The sequence below is a fragment of the Anaeromassilibacillus senegalensis genome (genome assembly GCF_001261775.1).
Classification (GTDB): domain Bacteria; phylum Bacillota; class Clostridia; order Oscillospirales; family Acutalibacteraceae; genus Anaeromassilibacillus; species Anaeromassilibacillus senegalensis.
The window spans coordinates 410,040-431,115 of sequence record NZ_LN868537.1; the positions used below are offsets into that span (position 1 = coordinate 410,040).

Annotated in this window: 20 protein-coding genes and 7 tRNA genes; 26 read left to right on the forward strand and 1 reads right to left on the reverse strand. The window is 52.9% G+C overall.

What is annotated here, in order from left to right:
* Window positions 1-58: 58 nt before the first annotated feature.
* From BN2106_RS07560 to BN2106_RS07685, 26 genes are all read left to right on the forward strand, one after another.
* Complete coding sequence (locus BN2106_RS07560; RefSeq protein WP_050698466.1) at window positions 59-1,900, forward strand: TIGR03960 family B12-binding radical SAM protein; 1,842 nt, start codon at window positions 59-61, stop codon at window positions 1,898-1,900.
* Window positions 1,887-2,549 carry a TIGR03936 family radical SAM-associated protein gene (locus tag BN2106_RS07565; protein WP_050697958.1) on the forward strand — a complete coding sequence of 221 codons (663 nt, stop codon included), beginning with the start codon at window positions 1,887-1,889 and terminating at the stop codon, window positions 2,547-2,549. Before BN2106_RS07560 ends, BN2106_RS07565 begins: the two co-directional genes overlap by 14 nt.
* Window positions 2,550-2,725: 176 nt before the next feature.
* On the forward strand, window positions 2,726-3,070 hold the full coding sequence (gene rplS / locus BN2106_RS07570; protein WP_050697959.1) for a 50S ribosomal protein L19: 345 nt from the start codon (window positions 2,726-2,728) through the stop codon (window positions 3,068-3,070).
* A 69-nt stretch (window positions 3,071-3,139) separates the two neighbouring features.
* Window positions 3,140-3,742 carry a signal peptidase I gene (lepB, locus tag BN2106_RS07575; RefSeq protein WP_242846275.1) on the forward strand — a complete coding sequence of 201 codons (603 nt, stop codon included), beginning with the start codon at window positions 3,140-3,142 and terminating at the stop codon, window positions 3,740-3,742.
* Between the two features lie 81 nt (window positions 3,743-3,823).
* A complete protein-coding gene (gene lepB, locus BN2106_RS07580; RefSeq protein ID WP_050697960.1) occupies window positions 3,824-4,348 on the forward strand; it encodes a signal peptidase I in 525 nt (174 codons plus the stop codon).
* A gap of 21 nt (window positions 4,349-4,369) precedes the next feature.
* The gene (gene ylqF / locus BN2106_RS07585; RefSeq protein WP_050697961.1) at window positions 4,370-5,242 is read left to right on the forward strand and encodes a ribosome biogenesis GTPase YlqF; all 873 of its coding nucleotides are present in this window, start codon (window positions 4,370-4,372) and stop codon (window positions 5,240-5,242) included.
* A gap of 26 nt (window positions 5,243-5,268) precedes the next feature.
* Complete coding sequence (locus BN2106_RS07590) at window positions 5,269-5,877, forward strand: ribonuclease HII (protein WP_050697962.1); 609 nt, start codon at window positions 5,269-5,271, stop codon at window positions 5,875-5,877.
* Entirely contained in the window at window positions 5,874-6,236 is a 363-nt protein-coding gene (locus BN2106_RS07595) for a YraN family protein (protein WP_074017462.1), read from the forward strand. Before BN2106_RS07590 ends, BN2106_RS07595 begins: the two co-directional genes overlap by 4 nt.
* Complete coding sequence (locus tag BN2106_RS07600; RefSeq protein ID WP_050697963.1) at window positions 6,233-7,159, forward strand: dipeptidase; 927 nt, start codon at window positions 6,233-6,235, stop codon at window positions 7,157-7,159. The genes BN2106_RS07595 and BN2106_RS07600 overlap by 4 nt, the downstream gene beginning before the upstream one ends.
* 133 nt (window positions 7,160-7,292) lie before the next feature.
* Window positions 7,293-8,804, forward strand: coding sequence for a threonine synthase (thrC, locus tag BN2106_RS07605; protein WP_050697964.1), 1,512 nt, complete (start codon window positions 7,293-7,295; stop codon window positions 8,802-8,804).
* Window positions 8,805-8,835: 31 nt separating this feature from the next.
* The gene (locus tag BN2106_RS07610) at window positions 8,836-9,537 is read left to right on the forward strand and encodes a metallophosphoesterase (RefSeq protein WP_050697965.1); all 702 of its coding nucleotides are present in this window, start codon (window positions 8,836-8,838) and stop codon (window positions 9,535-9,537) included.
* A 121-nt stretch (window positions 9,538-9,658) separates the two neighbouring features.
* The gene (tig, locus tag BN2106_RS07615; protein ID WP_050697966.1) at window positions 9,659-10,948 is read left to right on the forward strand and encodes a trigger factor; all 1,290 of its coding nucleotides are present in this window, start codon (window positions 9,659-9,661) and stop codon (window positions 10,946-10,948) included.
* Window positions 10,949-11,122: 174 nt separating this feature from the next.
* A complete protein-coding gene (gene clpP / locus BN2106_RS07620; protein ID WP_050697967.1) occupies window positions 11,123-11,704 on the forward strand; it encodes an ATP-dependent Clp endopeptidase proteolytic subunit ClpP in 582 nt (193 codons plus the stop codon).
* 51 nt (window positions 11,705-11,755) lie between these two features.
* Window positions 11,756-13,066: an ATP-dependent Clp protease ATP-binding subunit ClpX gene (gene clpX, locus BN2106_RS07625; RefSeq protein ID WP_050697968.1), complete on the forward strand. Its 1,311-nt coding sequence runs from the start codon at window positions 11,756-11,758 to the stop codon at window positions 13,064-13,066.
* A gap of 145 nt (window positions 13,067-13,211) precedes the next feature.
* Window positions 13,212-15,650, forward strand: coding sequence for an endopeptidase La (gene lon, locus BN2106_RS07630; RefSeq protein WP_242846276.1), 2,439 nt, complete (start codon window positions 13,212-13,214; stop codon window positions 15,648-15,650).
* Window positions 15,651-15,680: 30 nt separating this feature from the next.
* Entirely contained in the window at window positions 15,681-16,292 is a 612-nt protein-coding gene (gene yihA, locus BN2106_RS07635) for a ribosome biogenesis GTP-binding protein YihA/YsxC (RefSeq protein ID WP_050697969.1), read from the forward strand.
* A 138-nt stretch (window positions 16,293-16,430) separates the two neighbouring features.
* Complete coding sequence (locus BN2106_RS07640) at window positions 16,431-16,748, forward strand: YerC/YecD family TrpR-related protein (RefSeq protein WP_050697970.1); 318 nt, start codon at window positions 16,431-16,433, stop codon at window positions 16,746-16,748.
* Window positions 16,745-17,485, forward strand: coding sequence for a class I SAM-dependent DNA methyltransferase (locus BN2106_RS07645; RefSeq protein ID WP_050697971.1), 741 nt, complete (start codon window positions 16,745-16,747; stop codon window positions 17,483-17,485). The genes BN2106_RS07640 and BN2106_RS07645 overlap by 4 nt, the downstream gene beginning before the upstream one ends.
* Window positions 17,486-17,508: 23 nt before the next feature.
* Window positions 17,509-18,411 carry an Hsp33 family molecular chaperone HslO gene (gene hslO, locus BN2106_RS07650; protein ID WP_050697972.1) on the forward strand — a complete coding sequence of 301 codons (903 nt, stop codon included), beginning with the start codon at window positions 17,509-17,511 and terminating at the stop codon, window positions 18,409-18,411.
* Between the two features lie 105 nt (window positions 18,412-18,516).
* Window positions 18,517-18,593: transfer RNA gene (locus BN2106_RS07655), tRNA-Val, on the forward strand.
* 4 nt (window positions 18,594-18,597) lie between these two features.
* Window positions 18,598-18,674: transfer RNA gene (locus BN2106_RS07660), tRNA-Asp, on the forward strand.
* Window positions 18,675-18,679: 5 nt separating this feature from the next.
* A tRNA-Phe gene (locus BN2106_RS07665) sits at window positions 18,680-18,755 on the forward strand.
* A gap of 6 nt (window positions 18,756-18,761) precedes the next feature.
* Window positions 18,762-18,837, forward strand: a tRNA-Gly gene (locus BN2106_RS07670).
* Between the two features lie 7 nt (window positions 18,838-18,844).
* Window positions 18,845-18,919: transfer RNA gene (locus tag BN2106_RS07675), tRNA-Cys, on the forward strand.
* A 577-nt stretch (window positions 18,920-19,496) separates the two neighbouring features.
* Window positions 19,497-19,585 (forward strand) — tRNA-Ser (locus tag BN2106_RS07680).
* 42 nt (window positions 19,586-19,627) lie between these two features.
* Window positions 19,628-19,717 (forward strand) — tRNA-Ser (locus BN2106_RS07685).
* A 125-nt stretch (window positions 19,718-19,842) separates the two neighbouring features.
* Here BN2106_RS07685 and BN2106_RS07690 read toward each other — a convergent pair.
* On the reverse strand, window positions 19,843-20,943 hold the full coding sequence (locus BN2106_RS07690; RefSeq protein ID WP_050697973.1) for a tyrosine-type recombinase/integrase: 1,101 nt from the start codon (window positions 20,941-20,943) through the stop codon (window positions 19,843-19,845).
* Between the last annotated feature and the right edge of the window lie 133 nt (window positions 20,944-21,076).

A 21,076-nucleotide genomic window follows, 5' to 3' on the forward strand; every position in this document is an offset into this window, starting at 1 on the left:
AATAAAATCCACGGCTTGCGGAAGCGGCCGGAGTATTTCCCCGGAGGATAAGTGTTTGGTGAATCAAAAGATAGAACGGCTTCTGGCGCAGGTGCAGAAGCCGGGAAGATATGTCGGCGGAGAGTTAAACGCCGTTATGAAAGACCCGCGGGAGGTGGATGTGCGTTTCGCGTTCTGCTTTCCGGATACCTACGAAGTGGGGATGTCCCACCTGGGCATGAAAATTCTGTACAGCCTGCTGAACGAAAAGGCGTATATCTGGTGCGAGCGCGTGTTCGCTCCCTGGGTGGATATGGAACAGCAGATGCGGGACCATGGGGTGGAGTTATTTGCGCTGGAAAGCGGAGACAGCCTCCGCCAGTTTGACATTCTGGGCTTTACGCTGCAATACGAGCTGAGCTACAGCAACATTTTGAATATGCTGGAGCTGGCGGGGATTCCCCTGCGCAGTGCGGACCGGCCCGGTTTGGAGCACCTGGTGGTTGCCGGCGGACCCTGTGCCTGCAACCCGGAGCCGCTGGCGGATTTTGTCGATTTGTTCTTTTTAGGCGAGGGTGAGGAGGTCGACCTGGAAGTGGTCGACCTGTACCGGACCTGCAAAAAGGAGGGACGTTCCAAGCGGGAATTCCTGTTTGCGGCCGCGCAGATTCCCGGCGTGTACGTGCCTTCACTCTATACGGTCACGTATAACGACGATCAAACCATTGCGGCGGTCACGCCGGAGGAGGGCGTTCCGGCAAAGGTAACAAAGCGCCTGATGCTGGATATGGACCGGTCCTATTTCCCAGATAAGTTTGTTGTGCCGTATATCGAGATCGTCCACGACCGCACGGTGGCGGAGGTGTTCCGCGGCTGCATCCGCGGTTGCCGTTTCTGTCAGGCGGGATTCATTTACCGCCCGGTGCGGGAAAAATCCGTGGAGGTTGTCAATCAACAGTGCTTTGATCTTTGCAGTAACACAGGTTATAACGAGATTTCGCTTTCCTCACTCAGCACCAGCGATTACACAGCGTTGCACCCCCTGCTGGACCGCCTTATGGAATGGACCAAGGAGGATAAGACCAGTGTTTCCCTGCCGTCTCTGCGGGTGGATGGCTTTACCGACGAACTGACAAGCAAGATTAAGACCGTCCGGAAGAGCGGTTTGACCTTTGCGCCGGAGGCCGGGACGCAGCGTCTCCGCGACGTGATTAACAAAAACGTCAAGGAAGACGAGCTGATGAAGACTGTCAACATGGCGTTTTCCGGCGGGTGGAGTACGATTAAACTGTACTTTATGATTGGCCTGCCGACAGAGACGCTTGAGGATGTGGCAGGCATTGCGGAGCTTGGACAGAAGGTGGTGAACGCGTATTACGCGAACCCGGACAAACCCAAGGGCCGCGGCGTGTCCGTGACGGTGAGCGCGTCTTCCTTTGTGCCAAAGCCTTTTACGCCGTTCCAGTGGGAGCCGCAGGACACCATTGAGACGCTGCGCCAAAAGCAGAAGCATCTGGTTCGTTCCGTCACAAGCCGCAAGGTAACATGCAACTACCACGACGCGGACACCAGTTTTATGGAAGCGGTATTTGCGCGCGGCGACCGCCGCCTGTGTGCGGTTTTAGAGAAGGCGCACGCATTGGGCTGTAAATTCGATGGATGGAACGATTATTTTTCCCTGTCCAAATGGCGGGAAGCGTTCGCCGCCTGCGGCGTAGAGCCGGAATTCTACGCCAACCGCCGCCGGAGCTTCGACGAGGTTCTGCCGTGGGACCATCTGGATTATGGAATCCGCAAAGAATTTTTGATTGAGGAGTGCCAGAGAGCCTACGCGGATACGACCACGCCCAACTGCCGGGAATCCTGTTCCGCCTGCGGGGCGGCCTGCTTCAAAGGAGGAATCTGCCATGAGGCCCGTTAGAATCTGGTTCCGGAAGGTGGGGACGGCCCGGTATATCTCCCATCTGGATTTAAACCGTTGCATGGCCCGTGCGATCCACCGGGCGAAAATCCCTCTGTGGTATACGCAGGGATTTAACCCACGCGCGTTTTTGACGTTCGCGCTGCCGCTCTCGCTCGGTGTTGCCGGGGAGAGGGAAAGCGTGGACATCAAGCTGGACGACGAGGGAACTATGACCGATGAGGAGATCATTGCGCGGCTGAATGAAGCGCTTCCGGACGATATTCCGGTGTTTGCCGTTACGGAACCTGTGATGAAGCCCGGAAAAATCGCCTACGCCTCCTATGAGCTGACGCTCGACCCGGAAGGGCGGGATGCGGAGGAAACTGCTGGCCGGATTGCAGCGCTGCTCCAATCAGAGACGCTGGTGGTGCCAAAGCACACCAAGAGCGGCTTTGTGGATTTTGATATTCGCCCATACCTGGACCATGTCAGAGTTTTTACCGATAACGGCCAGGTTCGGATCTCTGCGATTTTGCCCGCGGGCAGCACGATGAATGTCAACCCGACCCTTATGCTGGACGCTGTGAAGGCGGAATTGGGGCTTGATCTGTACGCGCAAATCCGCCGGACCGATTTATATGATGAAAACCTGAAAAACTTCGCGTAATACGCAAAAAAATCTTGCGCCTTTTGGCGGATTGTGGTATGATATATAGGCATTTGGAAACCGCCGCGTTATTCGGTGGGGTTCAGTGCCCGGAAAATTCCGTGACATTGAAGCGGACAGTCCTCTGCTGGTTCAAACCTGGCATGAATGTTCTGATTATTAGGAGGAAATAACAAATGGACGCATTGAAATTAATTGCACAGGATTCTGTCAAAGCGGAAATGCCGCAGTTCGACGTCGGCGATACCATCCGCATCGACGTAAACATTCGTGAAGGCGAGCGCGAAAGAATCCAGGTGTTTGAAGGCACCGTCATTGCCCGCAAGGGCAGCGGTATCTCTGAGACCTTCACCGTCCGCCGTGTATCCTACGGCGTCGGCGTGGAGAGAGTTTTCCCGCTGCATTCCCCGAACGTCAAGGGCGTAAAAATCATCCGCAAGGGCCGTGTGCGCAGAGCGAAGCTCTACTATCTGCGTGACAGAGTTGGTAAGGCGGCAAAGGTCAAGGAGCAGCTCAGATAAGATATCGCGTAAGCAAAAGGGACAGAATCTGTCCCTTTTTTCTTTATCATCATAGAAAAAGGTGATTTCATGCAAATGTGGTCTGTTACAGAAGAAGAGCCGGAAGAAGTGCAGGCATTGGATTCATCCGCTTCAGGGCTGGGAAAAGGGACAAAAAGCTGCTACGAGTGGATGGAAGCGATCATCCCCGCTCTGATTCTGATCATGGTGTTCTTTACCTTCGTGATCCGCAGCATCACTGTTTCCGGGCCTTCGATGATTCCCACGCTGGAGGATCAGTATAAGGTGTGGGTTTCCTGCATCGGCTACACGCCCCATCAGGGGGATGTGGTTGTGGTGGACGGCGCGGGAACAGCGCTGAACGAAGTCATTGTCAAGCGTGTAATTGCGACGGAAGGCCAGACGGTTGATATTGACTTTATGAACGGAATCGTGTATGTGGATGGCGAACCGTTGGATGAAAGCGCCTACATTGAAAACGGCATCACCCGGAACCAGTACGACGTGGAGTTTCCCCAGACGGTACCGGCCGGCCATGTGTTTGTATTGGGCGACAACCGCCCGGTCTCCATGGACAGCCGCGATTCCATGGTTGGCATGATCGATCAGAGATATATTATCGGAAAGGTACAGCTGGTCTACCAGCCGTTCTCCGAATTCGGCAGGGTATAAGGGACGCACAAAGGGAAATGGGGATTGTTTCTGTTGAACAGCCAGGAGAAAAGAAGAGCCCGCAGAAGCCGGCGGGGCCGAATGGTCACGCATTGTTACGAGTGGATGGAAGCGCTGATTTCCTCCCTGATTGCCGTAATGCTGTTGTTCACCGTGCTGCTTCGCGTGGTCAATGTGAGCGGACCCTCCATGCTGCCCAACCTGCACAACGGAGACCATGTTCTGCTGACCAGCTATTTTTACCAGCCGCAGCCGGGTGACGTGGTGGTCATTATGCACACAGCGAAGCTGGCTGATCCAATCATTAAACGGGTTATTGCGACAGGCGGACAAACAGTGGACATCGATTTTAAGGCCGGCCGGGTCTATGTGGATGGAAATCTGTTGGACGAAAGCGATTATATTCGCAATGGAATTACCACCCAGCCGTCCGACTATACGTATCCGCTTACGGTTCCGGAGGGGTATATATTCGTGTTGGGCGATAACCGCGCGGTTTCCAACGACAGCCGGAGCGATGAGGTCGGTATGATCGATGAGCGGTATGTTTTGGGAAAAGCGGAGATCATTGTATTTCCGTTCAACCGGTTTGGAACAATAACGTAAAAAGCACAAGCGGAGGAAGATATGAGCGAAGCACAGTCCATCCAATGGTTTCCGGGCCATATGACCCGGACCAAACGACAGATTGAAAAAAGCCTGAAACTGGTGGACGCAGTGGCAGAGATTGTGGACGCGCGGATTCCCGTGAGCAGCCGCAATCCGGTTCTGGACAAGCTGATCCAGAATAAGCCGCGCGTCATTTTACTCAACAAGTGCGATATGGCGGACACAAACCAGACCAGCCGCTGGATTGCCCAGTACAAGGCGCAGGGCATCCCGGCGATTGCAGTGGACTGCCGTACCGGAAAGGGCCTGAATGGGTTCATCCCTCTGGTGCGCGAAGTGCTGAAGAACCGTATTGCTGCCTGGGAAGCGAAGGGGATGGTCTGCCGGCAGATCCGTGTCATGGTGGTCGGCGTTCCCAATGTAGGGAAAAGCTCCCTGATCAACAAGCTGTCCAAGGGCGGAAAGGCCAATGTGGAAGACCGTCCCGGTGTAACGCGCAGCAACCAGTGGTTCACCATCGCAAAGGGGGTTGAGCTTTTGGATACTCCCGGCGTGCTGTGGCCGAAATTTGAGGACAAAGAAGTCGGCGAACATCTGGCGTTTACCGGCGCGGTCAAAGATACAGTGCTGGACACCGAGCACCTGGCGTCCCGGCTGCTGGAGGTCCTGCGGGACGCTTACCCGGAGGCCCTGTGCCAGCGCTATAAGCTGGACGAAGCGGGGCTTGAAGCGTTAAAGGGCTACGAATTGCTGGAACAGGTCGGCCGCAAGCGCGGCATGCTGATTTCCGGCGGCGAAATCGATAAGGAGCGCGCCTCCATCGCGGTGCTGGACGAATTCCGCAGCGCCAAGCTGGGGAAGATCACGCTGGAGCGTGTGGGCAGGTCCTGAATACAAAAAGAGATAGGACGGTTGCAATGGATTGGTTTGCCTATGAAACGGCGGCGCAACAGAATGGCTATGCAGTGATATGCGGCATCGATGAAGCGGGACGCGGCCCTCTGGCCGGCCCGGTGTTCGCTGCCGCTGTTATTTTGCCCGACCATCACGGAATTGAGGGGCTGAATGATTCCAAAAAACTGAGCGAGAAAAAGCGGGAGCTTTTGTTTGACGAGATCATAAAAACGGCGGTCAGCTATTCGGTCGCGTTCGCCACCGAGCAGGAGATTGACGAGATCAATATTTTACAGGCTACTTTTTTGGCGATGAAACGCGCCTGCGATGGGCTCGCGGTTCGGCCGGATTTTGCCCTGGTGGACGGGAACCGCATGCCGCCGCTGGACGTTCCCGCACAGACGGTCATCAAGGGCGACGCGCTTTCCGCCAACATCGCAGCTGCTTCCATTTTGGCGAAGGTCAGCAGGGACCGCCTGCTCTGTGAGCTGGACAAACTCTACCCGGAATACCAGTTTGCCAAGCACAAAGGATACGGGACCAAATTGCACGTGGAGTTGTTGAAACAGTACGGCCCGTGCCCGATACATAGACGAACCTTTTTGAAAAAGATCCTGGGGGATGTGCGGTGAGACACCTGTCCGGCAGGGATGCGGAGGACCGCGCGGCGGCGTATTTAGAAGCGAAGGGGTTCCGCATCTTGGAGCGAAATTACCACAGCCGGTTTGGAGAAATTGACATAATCGCGGAAGACGGTCGGTATATTGTCTTTGCAGAGGTAAAGGGACGCACGCCGTCAGCTTATGCTTGTCCTGCGGAGGCAGTTACGCCGGCAAAGCAGCGAAAGATCATTTACACGGCGTTAATGTATTTGCAGGCACGTCCGACGGATTTGCAGCCGCGCTTTGACGTGATTGGTATCCTTGCGGGCGAACCGGAACCCCTGCTGGAACATCTGGAAAATGCGTTCAGCGGAGGCGGATATGGATGAACTATTTTGATTTGCACTGCGATACAATCGCGGAGTGCCGAAAACAGAAACAAGACCTTTGGGAGAACGACCTGCACCTGTCGCTCCGGCGCGGCGGGAACTATTGCCCGTGGCTGCAGTGCTTTGCGGTTTGGATACCGGATGAACTGCGTGGAGAGGCAGCGTATACCTACTTTGAAGATGTATATGCAGAGCTGCTTCGGCAGGCGGCGCGCCATCCGGAGCAAATGCGGATCTGTGTTTCTCCACAGGATTTTGAAATGGCAAAGCTTGGCGGCAAATGCGGTGCGGTGTTTACTGTGGAGGGCAGCGCCGCGCTCGGCGGAAAACTGGAACGCGTGGAACGCTTTGCGCAATGCGGGGTAAAGGCCGTTACACTCACGTGGAACGATTCCTGTGAGGTTGGGGATGGAGCAGAAGTTACGCATCCCAAGGGGTTGACAGCATTTGGCAAACAGGTGGTGCGGTCGCTGGGGGAACATCGGATTGCTGTGGACATTTCCCATGCGAGCGAGCCGCTGTTCTGGGATGCGCTAACATGCGCGCGGGGGCCGGTGCTTGCGACACACTCCAACGCCCGGGCGTTGTGTAACCATCCCCGGAACCTGACGGACGAACAGTTTTGTGCGTTGCGGGACCAGGGCGGTGTGGTCGGCGTGACTTTTGTAGAAAAGTTTCTGCGCAAGAGCGGATCTGCGGGGTTAGACGATGTGCTGCGGCATATCGAGCATTTCCTTTCACTCAGAGGGGAACAGACAGTCGCCATTGGCAGTGATTTTGATGGGGCAGACCTGCCGCACGATATGACCGGTGTGGAATCCGTGGAGATTCTCGCGGAGCGGATGCTGCGCCAGGGGTACGCGGAAAGCCTGGTCCATGATATTCTGTTTGAAAACGCGTTTCGTTTTTTCACTTCTCTTTGACAAGTCGCGGTTTCTATTATAAAATAGTACGGCAAGCCCCGCAGGGGGAAACGGGTGGAGAGCCCATTCGTAAAGGATACGCCCAATGCGCGGATGCTTTAGGAATGGGCTCTAAAGAAATGGGGGAAAAGACATGAATTATAAATGCACAAGGAATGAAACGGAACAGGTGAGCGCAGCGCAGGCGATTGCGCAGGGCATCAGCAGTGACGGCGGCCTTTTTGTGCCGGAAACATTTCCCAAATACGACGCATCTGTGCTGGACGCGCTGCAAAACGCCTCTTATATTGAACGCGCGGAACGAATTCTGGGCGATTTTTTGACCGATTTTACGGCGGAGGAAATCCGGGACTGCGCGGAAAAAGCGTATGGAGACGGCAAGTTTTCCGGCGGGCATCCCGCGCCGCTGGCTTCTGTACAGACTGGGTTTGCACAGGTGAACCTGCTGGAGTTGTGGCACGGCCCCACTTGTGCGTTTAAGGATATGGCTTTGCAGCTGTTGCCGCATTTGCTGACCCGCTCCCTGCGAAAGATTCAGTCCGACAAAACGGCGGTCATCCTGGTGGCAACTTCCGGTGATACGGGGAAGGCCGCGCTGGAGGGCTTTAAAGGTGTAGACGGCACGAGGATCATGGTGTTTTACCCGCAGAACGGCGTCAGCGCAATGCAAAAGCTGCAGATGACGACGCAGGAGGGCGGCAATGTCGCCGTCTGTGCAATCGAGGGCAATTTTGACGACGCGCAGACCGGCGTTAAAAAAATCTTTACCGACGCAGAGACGAAGGCGGCACTGGAGCGCAACGGCATGATGTTCTCCAGCGCGAATTCCATCAATTGGGGCCGCCTTCTGCCGCAGATTGTCTATTATTTCTCCGCCTACTGCGATTTGATGAAAGCGGGGAAGGTGCAAAACGGGCAGGAAATCAATATTGTGGTGCCGACTGGTAATTTTGGCAATATTTTAGCCGCATACTATGCTAAGAAGATGGGCCTGCCGGTGCATAAGCTGATCTGTGCGTCCAACGCGAACAACGTGCTGACGGAATTCCTGCGCACAGGCGTATATGACCGGAACCGCCGGTTCTTTGCAACCATCTCGCCCTCCATGGATATTCTGGTGTCCAGCAACCTGGAGCGTCTGCTCTATGATTTGACGGGCCGCGACAGCGCAAAGGTGTCGGGCTGGATGCAGCAGCTTGCCGAAACGGGCCGCTACGAGGTGGACGCGGCGGTGCTCCATGCACTGCGCGGGCTGTTCTACGCCGGATTCTGCGACGATACCCAGACAGCGGAAACCATCGGCGGCGTCTATCAATCATCGCACTATGTCAGCGATACCCATACGGCGGTGGCGCTCCGGGTGTACCAGCAGTACCTTGCGGAGACGGAAGACCAGGGTACGCCGGCGGTAGTGGTTTCCACAGCCAACCCCTACAAATTTGCAACCAGCGTCCTGCTGGCGGTCGATCATGCGAAGGCGGTCGATTCCGACCTGGAAAATGTGCGGACGCTGCATGAAATCACGGGTGCGCCCATTCCACAGCCGATCGCGGAGCTGGCGGGCAAGCCGGTCCGCTTTGCGCAGACTTGTATTGCCGGCGATATGAAGCGGTCGGTCCTCGAAATGCTGGACGTAGAAGAATAAACCATACAACAAAGCGGAAGGGGCGATTACAATAGCGGTATTTGCAATAGCCGACCTGCATCTCTCTCTGGGGACGGATAAGCCGATGGATGTATTCGCCGGCTGGCAGGGATATGTAGAAAAGCTGGAAAAGAACTGGCGCGCGGTTGTAGCGGAGGATGACACTGTTGTGATCGCCGGAGACATCTCCTGGGCCATGCGGATGGAGGAGGCGGAGAAGGACTTCGCGTTCATTCATTCTCTTCCCGGCAAGAAGCTGATTTTAAAGGGCAATCATGATTACTGGTGGTCTACGCGCAAAAAGATCGACGAGTTTCTTGCGTCCAAGGACTTTTACAGCATTCGGGTGATCCACAACGACGCGGTTGTGGCGGACGGCATGGCGCTGTGCGGAACACGCGGCTGGCTCTACAACGCGGAGAGCGACGAGGATGTCAAGATCGTTAACCGCGAGGTCGGACGGCTCAACGCGTCCATCGACGACGGCATGCGGCAGGGCGGTGAGCCGGTTGTTTTTTTGCACTATCCGCCGGTCTATGACGGTGCGGAATGCAAGGAGATTTTGGACGTTTTGGTCCGGCGCGGAGTCAAGACCTGCTACTTTGGACATATCCACGGCAGTCAGGCGGCAAAGCGTGCGATTACCGGCGAGTATTGCGGCGTCAAAATGGTCCTGATTTCCTGCGACCATTTGGGCTTTATGCCGCTTCTGGTACGGCCTCAGGAGCCGTAAAAACGCCAGAGGATCGCCGTGCGTGAACATTTTTTGAATATTTTTACATCTACTGGAATATCCTGAACTGTTATGCTATAATAACTTAGATAATTTGCATTTTTGCAGGAGGAAATAAGAAATGACTTTGAAAGCAAGCAATCAGGTTGAAACCAACCGGTATCAGCTGGAAGTTGAAATTGATGCGGCATCTTTTGAAAACGCGCTGAATCAGGCTTATCGTAAAGAGAATAAGAAAATCACCATCCCGGGTTTCCGCAAGGGAAAAGCCCCGCGCGCATTTGTTGAAAAATTCTATGGCGAGCAGGTTTTCTATGAAGATGCGATCAACGCGCTGTATCCCGACGCGCTGGAAGCGGCTGTCAAAGAAGCAAAGCTCGATATGATTGAAGATAAAATTGACTTTGACCTGGTTTCCGCCGGTAAGGACGGCCTTGTGTTTAAGGCTACCATTACGACGAAGCCGGAAGTCGAAATTGAAGGCTACAAGGGCATCGCCGCCAAGAAGACCAAGGTTGCGGTGACCGACGAGGCTGTCGATGGCGAGATCAAAAAGGTGCAGGACCGCAACTCCCGCATGGTGACGGTGGAAGACCGTGCCGCAGAAAACGGCGACATCGCCGTGATCGACTTTGAAGGCTTTGTGGACGGCGTTGCGTTTGAAGGCGGCAAGGGAGAAAATTACAGCCTCAGCCTGGGCGCGGGCCAGTTTATTCCCGGCTTTGAGGATCAGGTTGTCGGCCACAAGACCGGTGAGGAATTCGACATCACCGTGACTTTCCCGGAAGACTATCAGGCTGAGGAGCTTGCCGGAAAAGAGTCTGTTTTCAAGATTAAGCTGCATGAAATCAAAATGAAGGAGCTGCCGGAAGTCGACGATGACTTTGTGAAGGATGTCAGCGACTTCGATACGCTGGACGAATATAAGGCAGACATTAAAGCGAAGTTGGAAGAGACTGCTGAAAACAATGCGAAGGACGACGTGGAGAACCAGCTGATCGATCAGCTGGTAGAGCTGGTACAGGGCGAGATTCCGGAGGCGATGTACCAGAACCGCATCAATGAGGATATCCGCGAGTTTGCATACCGTCTGCAGTCCCAGGGACTGAATCTGGATACATATCTGCAGTATACAGGTATGAATCAGGAAGGTCTGCGCAACTCCTTCCGCCCACAGGCAGAGCGTCAGGTTAAAGTGCGCCTTGCCCTTGAGAAGATCGCGGCGCTGGAGAACATCCAGCCGTCCGGCGAGGAGATCGAAGCGGAGTTCGAGAAGATCGCGAAGGGGTACGAGATGGAAGTGGAGAAGGTCAAGGCCTTTATCCCGCAGGAGGATCTTGTAAAGGATATCGCGGTTGGAAAAGCCATTCAGCTGGTGCGCGACAATGCAGTTGTGACAGACGCTGAATAAACTGAAATAAAGCGGTCAAAGCTTACAAGGCGTGTCTTTAAACCGGTTTTTTACCGCAGGTTTAAGGGTGCGCCTTACGACCGTTATATTATACGACGTAAGAAGGCTGTTCCCGCCGCGCGGGGGGCAGTGCAGAAGTTTCTATTTGAGCCGCGCGGAGAATCGAGGATTGCTGTGAGTTTAGTCCCTTATGTTGTAGAACAAACGAGCCGTGGCGAGCGTTCCTATGATATCTATTCCCGGCTGCTGAACGACCGTATCATCATGCTGACAGAGGAGGTCAACGATACGTCCTCCAGCCTGGTCGTCGCCCAGCTTTTGTACTTGGAAGGCCAGGATCCCACCAAGGATATCAGCCTGTATATCAACAGCCCCGGCGGTTCTGTAACAGCCGGTATGGCAATTTATGATACAATGCAATACATCCGTTGTGACGTTTCGACGATCTGCATGGGCATGGCGGCCAGTATGGGCGCGTTCCTGCTGGCGGCGGGTGCGAAGGGCAAACGCCTGGCGCTGCCGAACAGCGATATTATGATTCATCAGCCCAGCGGCGGCGCGCAGGGACAGGCGACGGATATTCTCATCCACACAAATCATATCATCGAGACAAAGAAGCGTTTGAACCAGATTTTGTCCGAACGCACCGGCCAGCCGTTTGAAACCATCGCTCAGGATACCGAGCGCGATAATTTCATGACGGCAGAGCAGGCGAAGGAATACGGACTGATCGACAAGGTGATCTATACACGCTGAACCTGACACAGCCAATAAACCCGATGGATTTAAGATAGGTTGGTGAATCGTATGCCCAATGATGAAATCAAAGAAAGAGGAATCAGCTGCTCCTTCTGCGGCAAGCCGCAGAGCGAGGCGCGCCGTCTGATCGCGGGCCCGGGCGTTTATATCTGCGACGAGTGCATTGAATTGTGCATGTCCATTCTGGAGGATGAGAGCAATCTCAGCAACCGGAAGGCTACCGGGTACAACGAAACCTCTGCCGTACTGCCAAAGCCGCAGGAAGTCAAAAAACAGCTTGACGAGTATGTGATTGGGCAGGAGGAAGCCAAGATTGCGCTGTCTGTAGCGGTGTATAACCATTACAAGCGCATTTATTACGGAAAAGACGATGTGGAGCTGACCAAGAGCAATGTGCTCCTGTTGGGCCCCACGGGCGTCGGTAAGACGCTGCTTGCACAGACGCTGGCGAAGATATTGGATGTGCCGTTTGCCATCGCGGACGCTACCACTCTGACGGAAGCCGGATATGTGGGCGAGGACGTGGAGAATATTCTGCTGCGTCTGATCCAGGCGGCGGATTATGACATTGAGCGCGCGGAGCGCGGGATTATCTATATCGACGAAGTGGATAAGATTGCCCGCAAGTCGGAGAATCCTTCGATCACGCGCGATGTCAGCGGTGAAGGTGTGCAGCAGGCGCTGCTGAAGATTTTGGAAGGTACCGTTTCCAACGTGCCCCCGCAGGGCGGCCGGAAGCATCCGCAACAGGAGTTCCTGCAGATTGATACATCCAACATCCTGTTCATCTGCGGCGGCGCGTTCGACGGGCTGAATAAGATTGTGGAGCAGCGCACCGCGTCCTCCACGCTGGGATTTGGCGCGGATATCAAGAGCAAGACGGAGCTGGACACGACGGCCTGGATGCAGGACGTGATTCCGCATGATCTGGTCAAGTTTGGGTTGATTCCCGAACTTGTAGGCCGTCTGCCGGTGATCGCGGCGCTCAACGGCCTGGATGAAGCCTCTTTGGTCCGCATCCTGACGGAGCCGCGCAACAGCCTGATTAACCAGTACAAGAAGCTGTTCCAGTTGGATAAGGTCGAGCTGGAATTTCAGCCGGAGGCACTGCAGGAAATTGCGCGCAGGACGATCGAGCGCAAAACCGGCGCCCGCGGCCTGCGGAGCATCATGGAAGAGATTTTGACGCCGCTGATGTACAGCGTGCCGTCGGACTTTACGGTGGAAAAGGTGACGATCACCCCGGAAACCGTTCTGGAGAACGCGGAACCGCTCCTGTCCCACAATATGGACCGGAAGCCGGTCAAGATCAAGATTACCACAACGTCCAGAAAACGCGGCCGGAAGGATACCGCGTGACGCACCAGCTTTTTTGGGCTGGTGTGCGATCGATTAAAAACACGATGGCTGTTGCAGCGTGGCGGCGCGGGGCGCCGCTTTGTCTGCGGCAGCCATTTCTGCTAAAAGTGTATGGCTCAGGCCAAACACGTTTGGAGGATCTGAGATGAATACTACAGAGATGAAAAAAACTAAAGAAGATAAAAGCATGTTGCTGCCGGTGCTGGCTCTGCGCGGTTTGGTAGTGTTCCCGGGCATGATGCTGCAGTTCGACGTAGGGCGCAAAAAGTCCATTTTGGCACTGTCTAAGGCGATGGAGGACGATCAGCTGATCTTTCTGGTGACGCAGAGGGATTTGTCCGACAACGAGCCGCGGCAGGAGCAGCTGTATCAGACGGGTGTTGTGGCCAGAATCAAGCAGCTTGTGCGGCATCCGGAGGATGGCGTGCGCCTGTTTGTGGAGGGCCTGTATCGCGCAGAAATGACGGACGAGATGCACGACGACCCGTTTCTCCTGGCAAAGGTTACCCCCTGCAAATTGATTGCCTACCGGAAAACACAGCGCGGCGAGGCATTGATTCGCTATACGCAAAACCTCTTTGAAGAATATCTGCAAAACTACAGCCGTATCCCGCCGGACATCATCGTCGGTGTGGTTCAGAAAAAAGACTGCGGCGAGTTGGCGGATTACATTGCCTCCAATATTATGTTTGACTTTGAAAAGAAGCAAATGATACTGGAGGAACCATCTCCGGTCAAACGGTTGAACAAGCTGGTCGACATTCTGAAAAACGAAATTCAGGTGCTGGAAATTGAAAATCAGATCAGCGAGAAGGCCAAAGAGCAAATTGACCAGAACCAGCGCGAATACTATCTGCGGGAGCAGATGAAGGCCATTGCCTATGAGCTGGGGGAGGATGACAACCCGCAGGAGGAGGCAGACACGTTCCGCGAGCGCATTGCCAAACTGTGCCTGCCGGAGCTGCAGGAGAAAAAGCTGCTGAAGGAGTGCGACCGTCTGGCGAAACTGCCATTTGGATCACACGAATCCAGCGTGATTTTAGGTTATCTGGAAACCTGCTTGGATCTGCCGTGGAACACCCTCAGCGAAGAATCTATTAATCTGGATAAGGCGCGCAAAATTTTAGATCGGGAGCATTACGGCCTTAAAAAGGTTAAAGAGCGCATTCTGGAGGTGCTAGCGGTGCGCAAGCTGGCGCCGGAGATCAAGGGGCAGATCATCTGTTTGGTGGGCCCTCCGGGCGTTGGAAAGACTTCTATTGCGCGCTCCATTGCGGAGGCGCTGGGGAGAAAATATGTGCGCGTCTCGTTGGGCGGCGTGCGGGACGAATCTGACATCGTCGGGCATCGTAAGACATACGTCGGTTCCATGCCCGGGCGTATCATCGCGGCGATGAAACAGGCGGGGACCCGCAATCCGTTGCTGTTGCTGGACGAAATCGACAAGCTGAGCCACGATTTCCGGGGCGACCCGGCATCGGCTCTGCTAGAGGTGCTGGACGCGGAGCAGAACATGGCGTTCCACGACCACTATATCGATATGCCGTTCGACCTGAGTGACGTGCTGTTCATCACCACGGCGAACGATTTCAGCGCCATTCCGGAGCCGCTTGCCGACCGTATGGATGTGATTACGCTTGGCAGCTACACACATGAGGAGAAGTTCCACATTGCCACAAAGCACCTGATCCCCAAGCAATACAAAAAGCACGGGATCACTCCGAAAATGGTGCGCATCCAGCCGGCGGCGGTGCATGCGCTGATTGACGGTTACACCCGGGAGGCAGGCGTTCGCAATCTGGAGCGGCAGATTGCATCGCTCTGCCGCAAGTGCGCGGCAAAATTGGTGGAGGACCCGGAAACCAGGATTACCATCACACAAAAGAGCCTGGAGCCGCTGCTCGGCCCGGCCCGGTTCAAGAACGACGATCTGCACAAAACCGATGAGATCGGCTTGGTCAACGGGCTGGCGTGGACGAGCGTCGGCGGAGAAATCCTGCCGATCGAAGTCGCGGTGATGGAGGGAACCGGAAAAATCGAATTGACCGGTTCGCTGGGCGATGTGATGAAGGAGTCCGCCCGCACGGCAATCAGCTGCATTCGAACCCGCGCTTCTTCCCTGGGGATCGAGCACGATTTCCATACGAAATATGATATCCATATTCACGCGCCGGAAGGGGCGATCCCCAAGGACGGGCCGTCTGCGGGCACGGCGATGGCAACGGCGATTACCTCTGCATTGTGCCGGGTTCCGGTTCGCCACGATGTTGCGATGACAGGGGAGATCACGCTGCTGGGCCGCGTGTTGCCAATCGGGGGCCTCAAGGAGAAAACAATGGCGGCGTACCGTGCGGGCGTTAAGACGGTGATTATTCCGTCTGACAACGTGCCGGATTTAGCGGAGATCGATAGTGTGGTGAAGGACTCCGTGACATTTCTGCCGGTGCAGAAGGTGGATCAGGTTTTGGAAGCCGCGCTGGTGCGCACCCCAGAGACAAAGGCAGGGGTTGTGCATAACTCCACAGGGGTTTTGCCGGTGCCGGCGGGGCAGCCTGCGACGACGGCGCCGTCCATCCCGCAGTGATTTGTAATTTTGTAAGAAAGTGGGAGCACTATGAATTTTCAAAATGCTTCGTTTGAATCGGCTTCCGGCAGGGCGGAGCAGCTTCCGCCCACCGAGGCGCCGGAAATTGTTTTTTCCGGCCGTTCCAATGTGGGAAAAAGCTCGTTGATCAACAAGCTGCTGAACCGGAAGTCCCTGGCGCGCGTCAGTGCAAAGCCAGGGAAGACCGGTACAATTAATTTTTACCGGCTGCCGGAGTGCCGGCTGGTCGATCTTCCTGGCTACGGCTACGCAAAGGTGTCGGCTTTGGAAAAACTCCGCTGGGCGGAGTTGGTGGAAGGGTATTTGAACGCAGGTCGAAATATCCGCCTTGTGGTGCAGATCGTTGATTTTCGCCATATGCCAACCAAGGACGATTTGCATATGATCGATTTCCTGGTGCAGGTGGGGCTGCCGTTCCTGCTTGTGGCAACCAAGAGCGATAAGCTGAATAAGACGCAGCGTATCGAGCGCATGGAACAGTATTGCGAGTTGTTTGAAACGCTTCCGGATACCTGCCTGATTCCCTTTTCTGCAGTCAATGGGGAGGGCGTGCAAGAGATTAAAGACGAGATTGAAAAAGCATGTATAGAAGTTGAGAGCGATCATACGTCTGCGGAGTAATGCAATTTCTTGTGAAACATTAATAAAATATAGCATGAATTTGTCATATTCCTATAAGTTCCGTGTAGCTCTCTTTACTTTTTAACTTTTATATGCTAAAATTTTATCGTACTAAACAACATAAAGGAAGTGACATTTTTGAATTCAAAAATCAAAGATGACAGCGTGGATTTTTTGTTTCAGGCCATTCTTTCCCTAAAGACAGTGGACGAGTGTTATAATTTCTTTGAAGATCTTTGTACCGTCCCGGAAATCAAAGCGATGTCACAGCGGCTGCTGGTGGCGCATATGCTCAGCACCAAGCGCGTCTACAGCGATATTGTTGCGCAGACCGGCGCGTCCACAGCGACCATCAGCCGTGTCAACCGGTCGTTGAATTATGGCTGTGACGGCTATGAGCTGGTATTCAGCCGCTTGGATCAGAAGGCGCCCTCCAGTGGGGAAGGCCAGGAATGAGCTACGAAACCTTTGCCCGGTATTACGACAGCCTGACGCACAATGTGGAGTACGCCAGGCGTGCCGATTACCTCTGCGCACTGTTGGAGCGTCTGGGACATTCGCCGGGACTGGCTCTTGATCTGGCTTGCGGTACGGGCAGCCTGACTGTGGAGCTTGCAAAGCGGGGCTGGGATGTCTATGGAATTGATGGGTCCATGGCAATGCTTTCCGTGGCGCGCCAAAAGGCCGCGGACAACGGCCTGGACCTGTTGTTTTTGTGCCAGAAAATGCAAAAAATAGACCTCTATGGCACAGTTGGCACCGTGGTCTGTGCGCTGGACAGCATCAACCATTTGACGCTGGAAAGCGATGTCCAAGCGGCGTTTGACCGTATATCGCTCTTTATGGATCCTGGCGGATATTTTATTTTTGATGTTAATACGGTTTATAAACATAAGTATGTGCTGGCAAACCAGGTTTTCCTTTATGATATGGAGGATGTGTACTGTGTTTGGCAGAATCATTATGAGGAAAAACGGAATCGTGTGCGGATCGATCTGGACTTTTTTGGCAGAGAAGGAAATATTTATCATAGAAATGAAGAGCATTTCTATGAGCGTGCTTATGAGACCGCACAGCTTCGTGTCATGCTGGAAAAAGCGGGGTTCGGAGAAATCCGCATGTTTGCGGATTTAACCTTTTCCGAGCCGAAGGAAACCACAGAGCGCATTGTGGTGGTAGCAAGAAAATTATAATAGATTGGCGGGAATGCATTTATATGGATAGAATGATTCGTTGTATCACGTCGAACGGCGCAATTATGGCCGCAGCGGTGGATTCCACTTATTTGGTTGCCACTGCGCATCAGGTGCACAATACCAGCCCTGTTGCGACTGCTGCGCTGGGCCGGCTTTTAACGGGAGCATCCATCATGGGCTCAATGCTGAAAAAGGAGAATGCCACGCTGACTCTGAAGATCAACGGCGGCGGCCCGTTGGGTTCGGTGGTCGCGATTGCTGACAGCCACGGCAATTGCCGCGGCTATGTGGAGCATCCGGAGGTGGATTTGCCGCTTAAGCCGAACGGGAAGCTGGACGTTGGCCGCGCAGTGGGAAACGACGGTCTTCTGGGCGTATTGCGCGACTTTGGTGAAGGACAACCCTATATGGGTCAGGTGGAGATCATTTCCGGGGAAATCGCAGAGGACATCACCCACTATTACGCGACAAGCGAGCAAATTCCTACGGTTTGCGCGTTGGGCGTTCTGGTTGGTAAAGAGGACAAGAATCAGATTCTTGCTGGCGGGCTGTTGATTCAGGTCCTACCAGGTGCTTCAGAGGCTGACATTGACCAATTAGAGAAGAATATTTCGACGCTTGAACCTGTGACCACGATGCTTGCCAAAGGGATGACCATCGAGGAAATGTGTAAAACAGCCTTACAGGGCTTTGAACTGGAGATTTTGGACGAATACCAAATGTGCTATGTCTGTACTTGCAGCAAAGAGCGTGTGCGGAACGCGCTGATTACGCTGCGTCCAGAAGAATTGCGTACGCTTGCAGATGAGACTGGCAAGATGGAGGCGAAGTGCCAATACTGCAACCGTGCCTATCAGTTTACGGTTGAGGAGCTGGAAGCACTGGCTGATTCCCTGGAGAAAAAGCGCGCCGAAAAGAATTAAAAAACGGCGCGCAAAAAAGTTAAAAAAACTTTGCAAAAAGCATTGACATTTAAAGGAAGGTGTAGTATTATATAACACGTCGCTGATGAACACGGCGATCAAGTAGGGGGTATAGCTCAGCTGGTTAGAGCACCTGCCTTACAAGCAGGGGGTCATAGGTTCGAGTCCTATTGTCCCCACCAATACGGCTCGGTAGTTCAGCTGGTTAGAACGCTAGCCTGTCACGCTAGAGGTCGACGGTTCGATCCCGTTCCGAGTCGCCATATTTGCCTCTGTAGCTCAGTTGGTAGAGCAGGGGACTGAAAATCCCCGTGTCGATGGTTCGATTCCGTCCGGAGGCACCATCTTTTGCGAACGTAGCTCATCTGGTAGAGCGCCACCTTGCCAAGGTGGAGGTAGCGAGTTCGAGCCTCGTCGTTCGCTCCATTTTTTTGGCGACATAGCCAAGTGGTAAGGCATGGGTCTGCAAAACCCTGATTCCCCAGTTCAAATCTGGGTGTCGCCTCCATTGAAGATTAGCTGTTGCATTGTCTTGGATGATGCAACAGCTTTTTTGTCCTTCTGTCGAATTTTGTTTAATTTTGATCCAATGTAAAAAGCCGCCCCAAATCGGAGCGGCTTTTTACATTGGATAAGGAAGAATTTATGAAAAAGAGTCTTGCAAGCAATTATTAGGGGTTCCTTGTGTCTGTATATACTATAAATGGCCAATGTGAAGATTAGATGAACATAAACTGAAGGATAAAAAAATTTTTAAAAAAGGAAACCTCATATTTTGCATCAATTGTGAAAGAGTATAATACGGTATAAAATGTATGAAAAACGAGCTGAATACAGAGCGGATGATTCTTAATACCTATTTGCGCGCATACCAGACATGCAAAAGGTAGGTGGATACTGCAAAATCTTTGATTAGAGCGCAGGGATAAACTGATATGAAGGGATAGGAAAAGAAGAAGCAGGGAGTGATGGAGAGAGTGTGATGGTATAGTGTGGACTTTTACAAAAATTAGAAAATATTTAAGACAAAACCGTTGACATGTCCGTAAAAATGCAGTATAATAATCCACGTTGCTGATTGACTCGGAGAGGTGTCCGAGTGGTTTAAGGAGCTGGTCTTGAAAACCAGTGACCTCGCAAGGGGCCAAGAGTTCGAATCTCTTCCTCTCCGCCACATTTCTCTTACGTCAAAATGTTTATTAGAATTCACCTACATGGAGAAGTACCCAAGTGGTGAAGGGGCTCCCCTGCTAAGGGAGTAGGTCGGGCAACTGGCGCAAGGGTTCAAATCCCTTCTTCTCCGCCAAAAGCCGCATGAACGCTGTGTTCATGCGGCTTTTTTGTTTTCTGGACAAGTTGGATTTTGTGCATGTTTCTGGGACTCTGACGGGTGAAAAATAGAGCTATTCCCACTCTATTCCCACCGTGTTTTCATATTTTATTGACTGCTTCGACCTTATCTTTGACAGAAATCCGTACATAGTTTTTTAGTGTGGTATCGTAATCAGAATGGCCACCGGCTTCGGTAATAATACCGGGTTGTACGCCTGCTGCTGTGAGACGGGTGAAATAGGTATGTCGGCAAATCTGAGGGGGAAGATGCCGCACACCGAGTCTATTAAGCGTATCCCAATAGGTAGTGTAGAAATTGTCTTCATTCATTTCTAGCAGCTTTTTCTTCCCGTGGTCATAGAAGTATTGAACGATAGGGAGAATTCGGTCTGCAATGGCTATTTCCCGGTCGATTCCGGCATCTGTTTTTATACCGCCGATCATATACTGCTCGTCCAAATAAATGTTTTTCTTTAAGATTGTGGCCAATTCGCCATATCTCAAACCGGCATATATCATCAAAAGAATATAGCCGGTAAAAATATTGTGCTGATTTTCGTAATCATTCCAAAAAGTATGAATCTCGTCTTCTGTAAATGCTTCCTTTTTAACCTTTTTTAGTTCAGGTAATTCCAGGTACTCAGTCTTATTGTAAGAAACTTTTTCTCTCTGGATCGCCAGTGTATACAAGTGGCTCAGAAGAACCTTCATATCGCGAGCCGGATAATAGGTATTTACCTTTGAATCAATGGATTGCTGTAGCTCATCAACCGTGAGAGATGCAATTCCTCGGTGATGAATCGGTTTAAGCCGTTCCCAGGCATATTTGAGCTTGTCTTGCTGAGATTTGCTCAGCTTATCGTATTTTTTCGAAGATGTGAAAATCTCATGCAGTTCATATAACGATGGATCCTTTTCTGGCTTTCCAGCGGATCGTAACTGTGGAAGTGCCTCCACCGCATCCTTTTTTCTGGTAAATGTTTTTGTTCTGCGCACTTTTTTGAGTTTTCCGTCTTTTAAAAAATAACCTATGACGACTTCCGCCTTATACTTACCGTTTGGGAGTTGATACACAGTTCCAGTACCGTTTCCCCTGGATTTAGGTTTGTGCGCTTTATCAGCCTGTGAAGCCCCGCAATAGAGGCAAAATAAAGCGTCGTTTGGGATTTCCTGTTTACATTTCTTGTTTTTACAAATCATGTTATCCGCACCTCTTGAAAAAAGGGCATAAAAATGCCCGGGACTTGATTTCCCGGGCAAAAACAGGTACAATATTAATGCGAAATTAATCGTACTGTCGGCCCGGTGCCGATGGTGAACCGTCCTCCGGTGC

Bases quoted from the DNA above. Each gene is read 5' to 3' on its own strand.
- BN2106_RS07590 (WP_050697962.1), top strand. From the start codon at position 5,269: ATGGATTGGTTTGCCTATGAAACGGCGGCGCAACAGAATGGCTATGCA.
- lepB (WP_242846275.1), top strand. From the start codon at position 3,140: ATGCAAATGTGGTCTGTTACAGAAGAAGAGCCGGAAGAAGTGCAGGCA.
- BN2106_RS07600 (WP_050697963.1), top strand. From the start codon at position 6,233: ATGAACTATTTTGATTTGCACTGCGATACAATCGCGGAGTGCCGAAAA.
- thrC (WP_050697964.1), top strand. From the start codon at position 7,293: ATGAATTATAAATGCACAAGGAATGAAACGGAACAGGTGAGCGCAGCG.
- BN2106_RS07645 (WP_050697971.1), top strand. From the start codon at position 16,745: ATGAGCTACGAAACCTTTGCCCGGTATTACGACAGCCTGACGCACAAT.
- clpX (WP_050697968.1), top strand. From the start codon at position 11,756: ATGCCCAATGATGAAATCAAAGAAAGAGGAATCAGCTGCTCCTTCTGC.
- BN2106_RS07690 (WP_050697973.1), bottom strand. From the start codon at position 20,943: ATGATTTGTAAAAACAAGAAATGTAAACAGGAAATCCCAAACGACGCT.
- tig (WP_050697966.1), top strand. From the start codon at position 9,659: ATGACTTTGAAAGCAAGCAATCAGGTTGAAACCAACCGGTATCAGCTG.
- ylqF (WP_050697961.1), top strand. From the start codon at position 4,370: ATGAGCGAAGCACAGTCCATCCAATGGTTTCCGGGCCATATGACCCGG.
- yihA (WP_050697969.1), top strand. From the start codon at position 15,681: ATGAATTTTCAAAATGCTTCGTTTGAATCGGCTTCCGGCAGGGCGGAG.
- hslO (WP_050697972.1), top strand. From the start codon at position 17,509: ATGGATAGAATGATTCGTTGTATCACGTCGAACGGCGCAATTATGGCC.
- lon (WP_242846276.1), top strand. From the start codon at position 13,212: ATGAATACTACAGAGATGAAAAAAACTAAAGAAGATAAAAGCATGTTG.
- rplS (WP_050697959.1), top strand. From the start codon at position 2,726: ATGGACGCATTGAAATTAATTGCACAGGATTCTGTCAAAGCGGAAATG.
- BN2106_RS07565 (WP_050697958.1), top strand. From the start codon at position 1,887: ATGAGGCCCGTTAGAATCTGGTTCCGGAAGGTGGGGACGGCCCGGTAT.
- lepB (WP_050697960.1), top strand. From the start codon at position 3,824: ATGGTCACGCATTGTTACGAGTGGATGGAAGCGCTGATTTCCTCCCTG.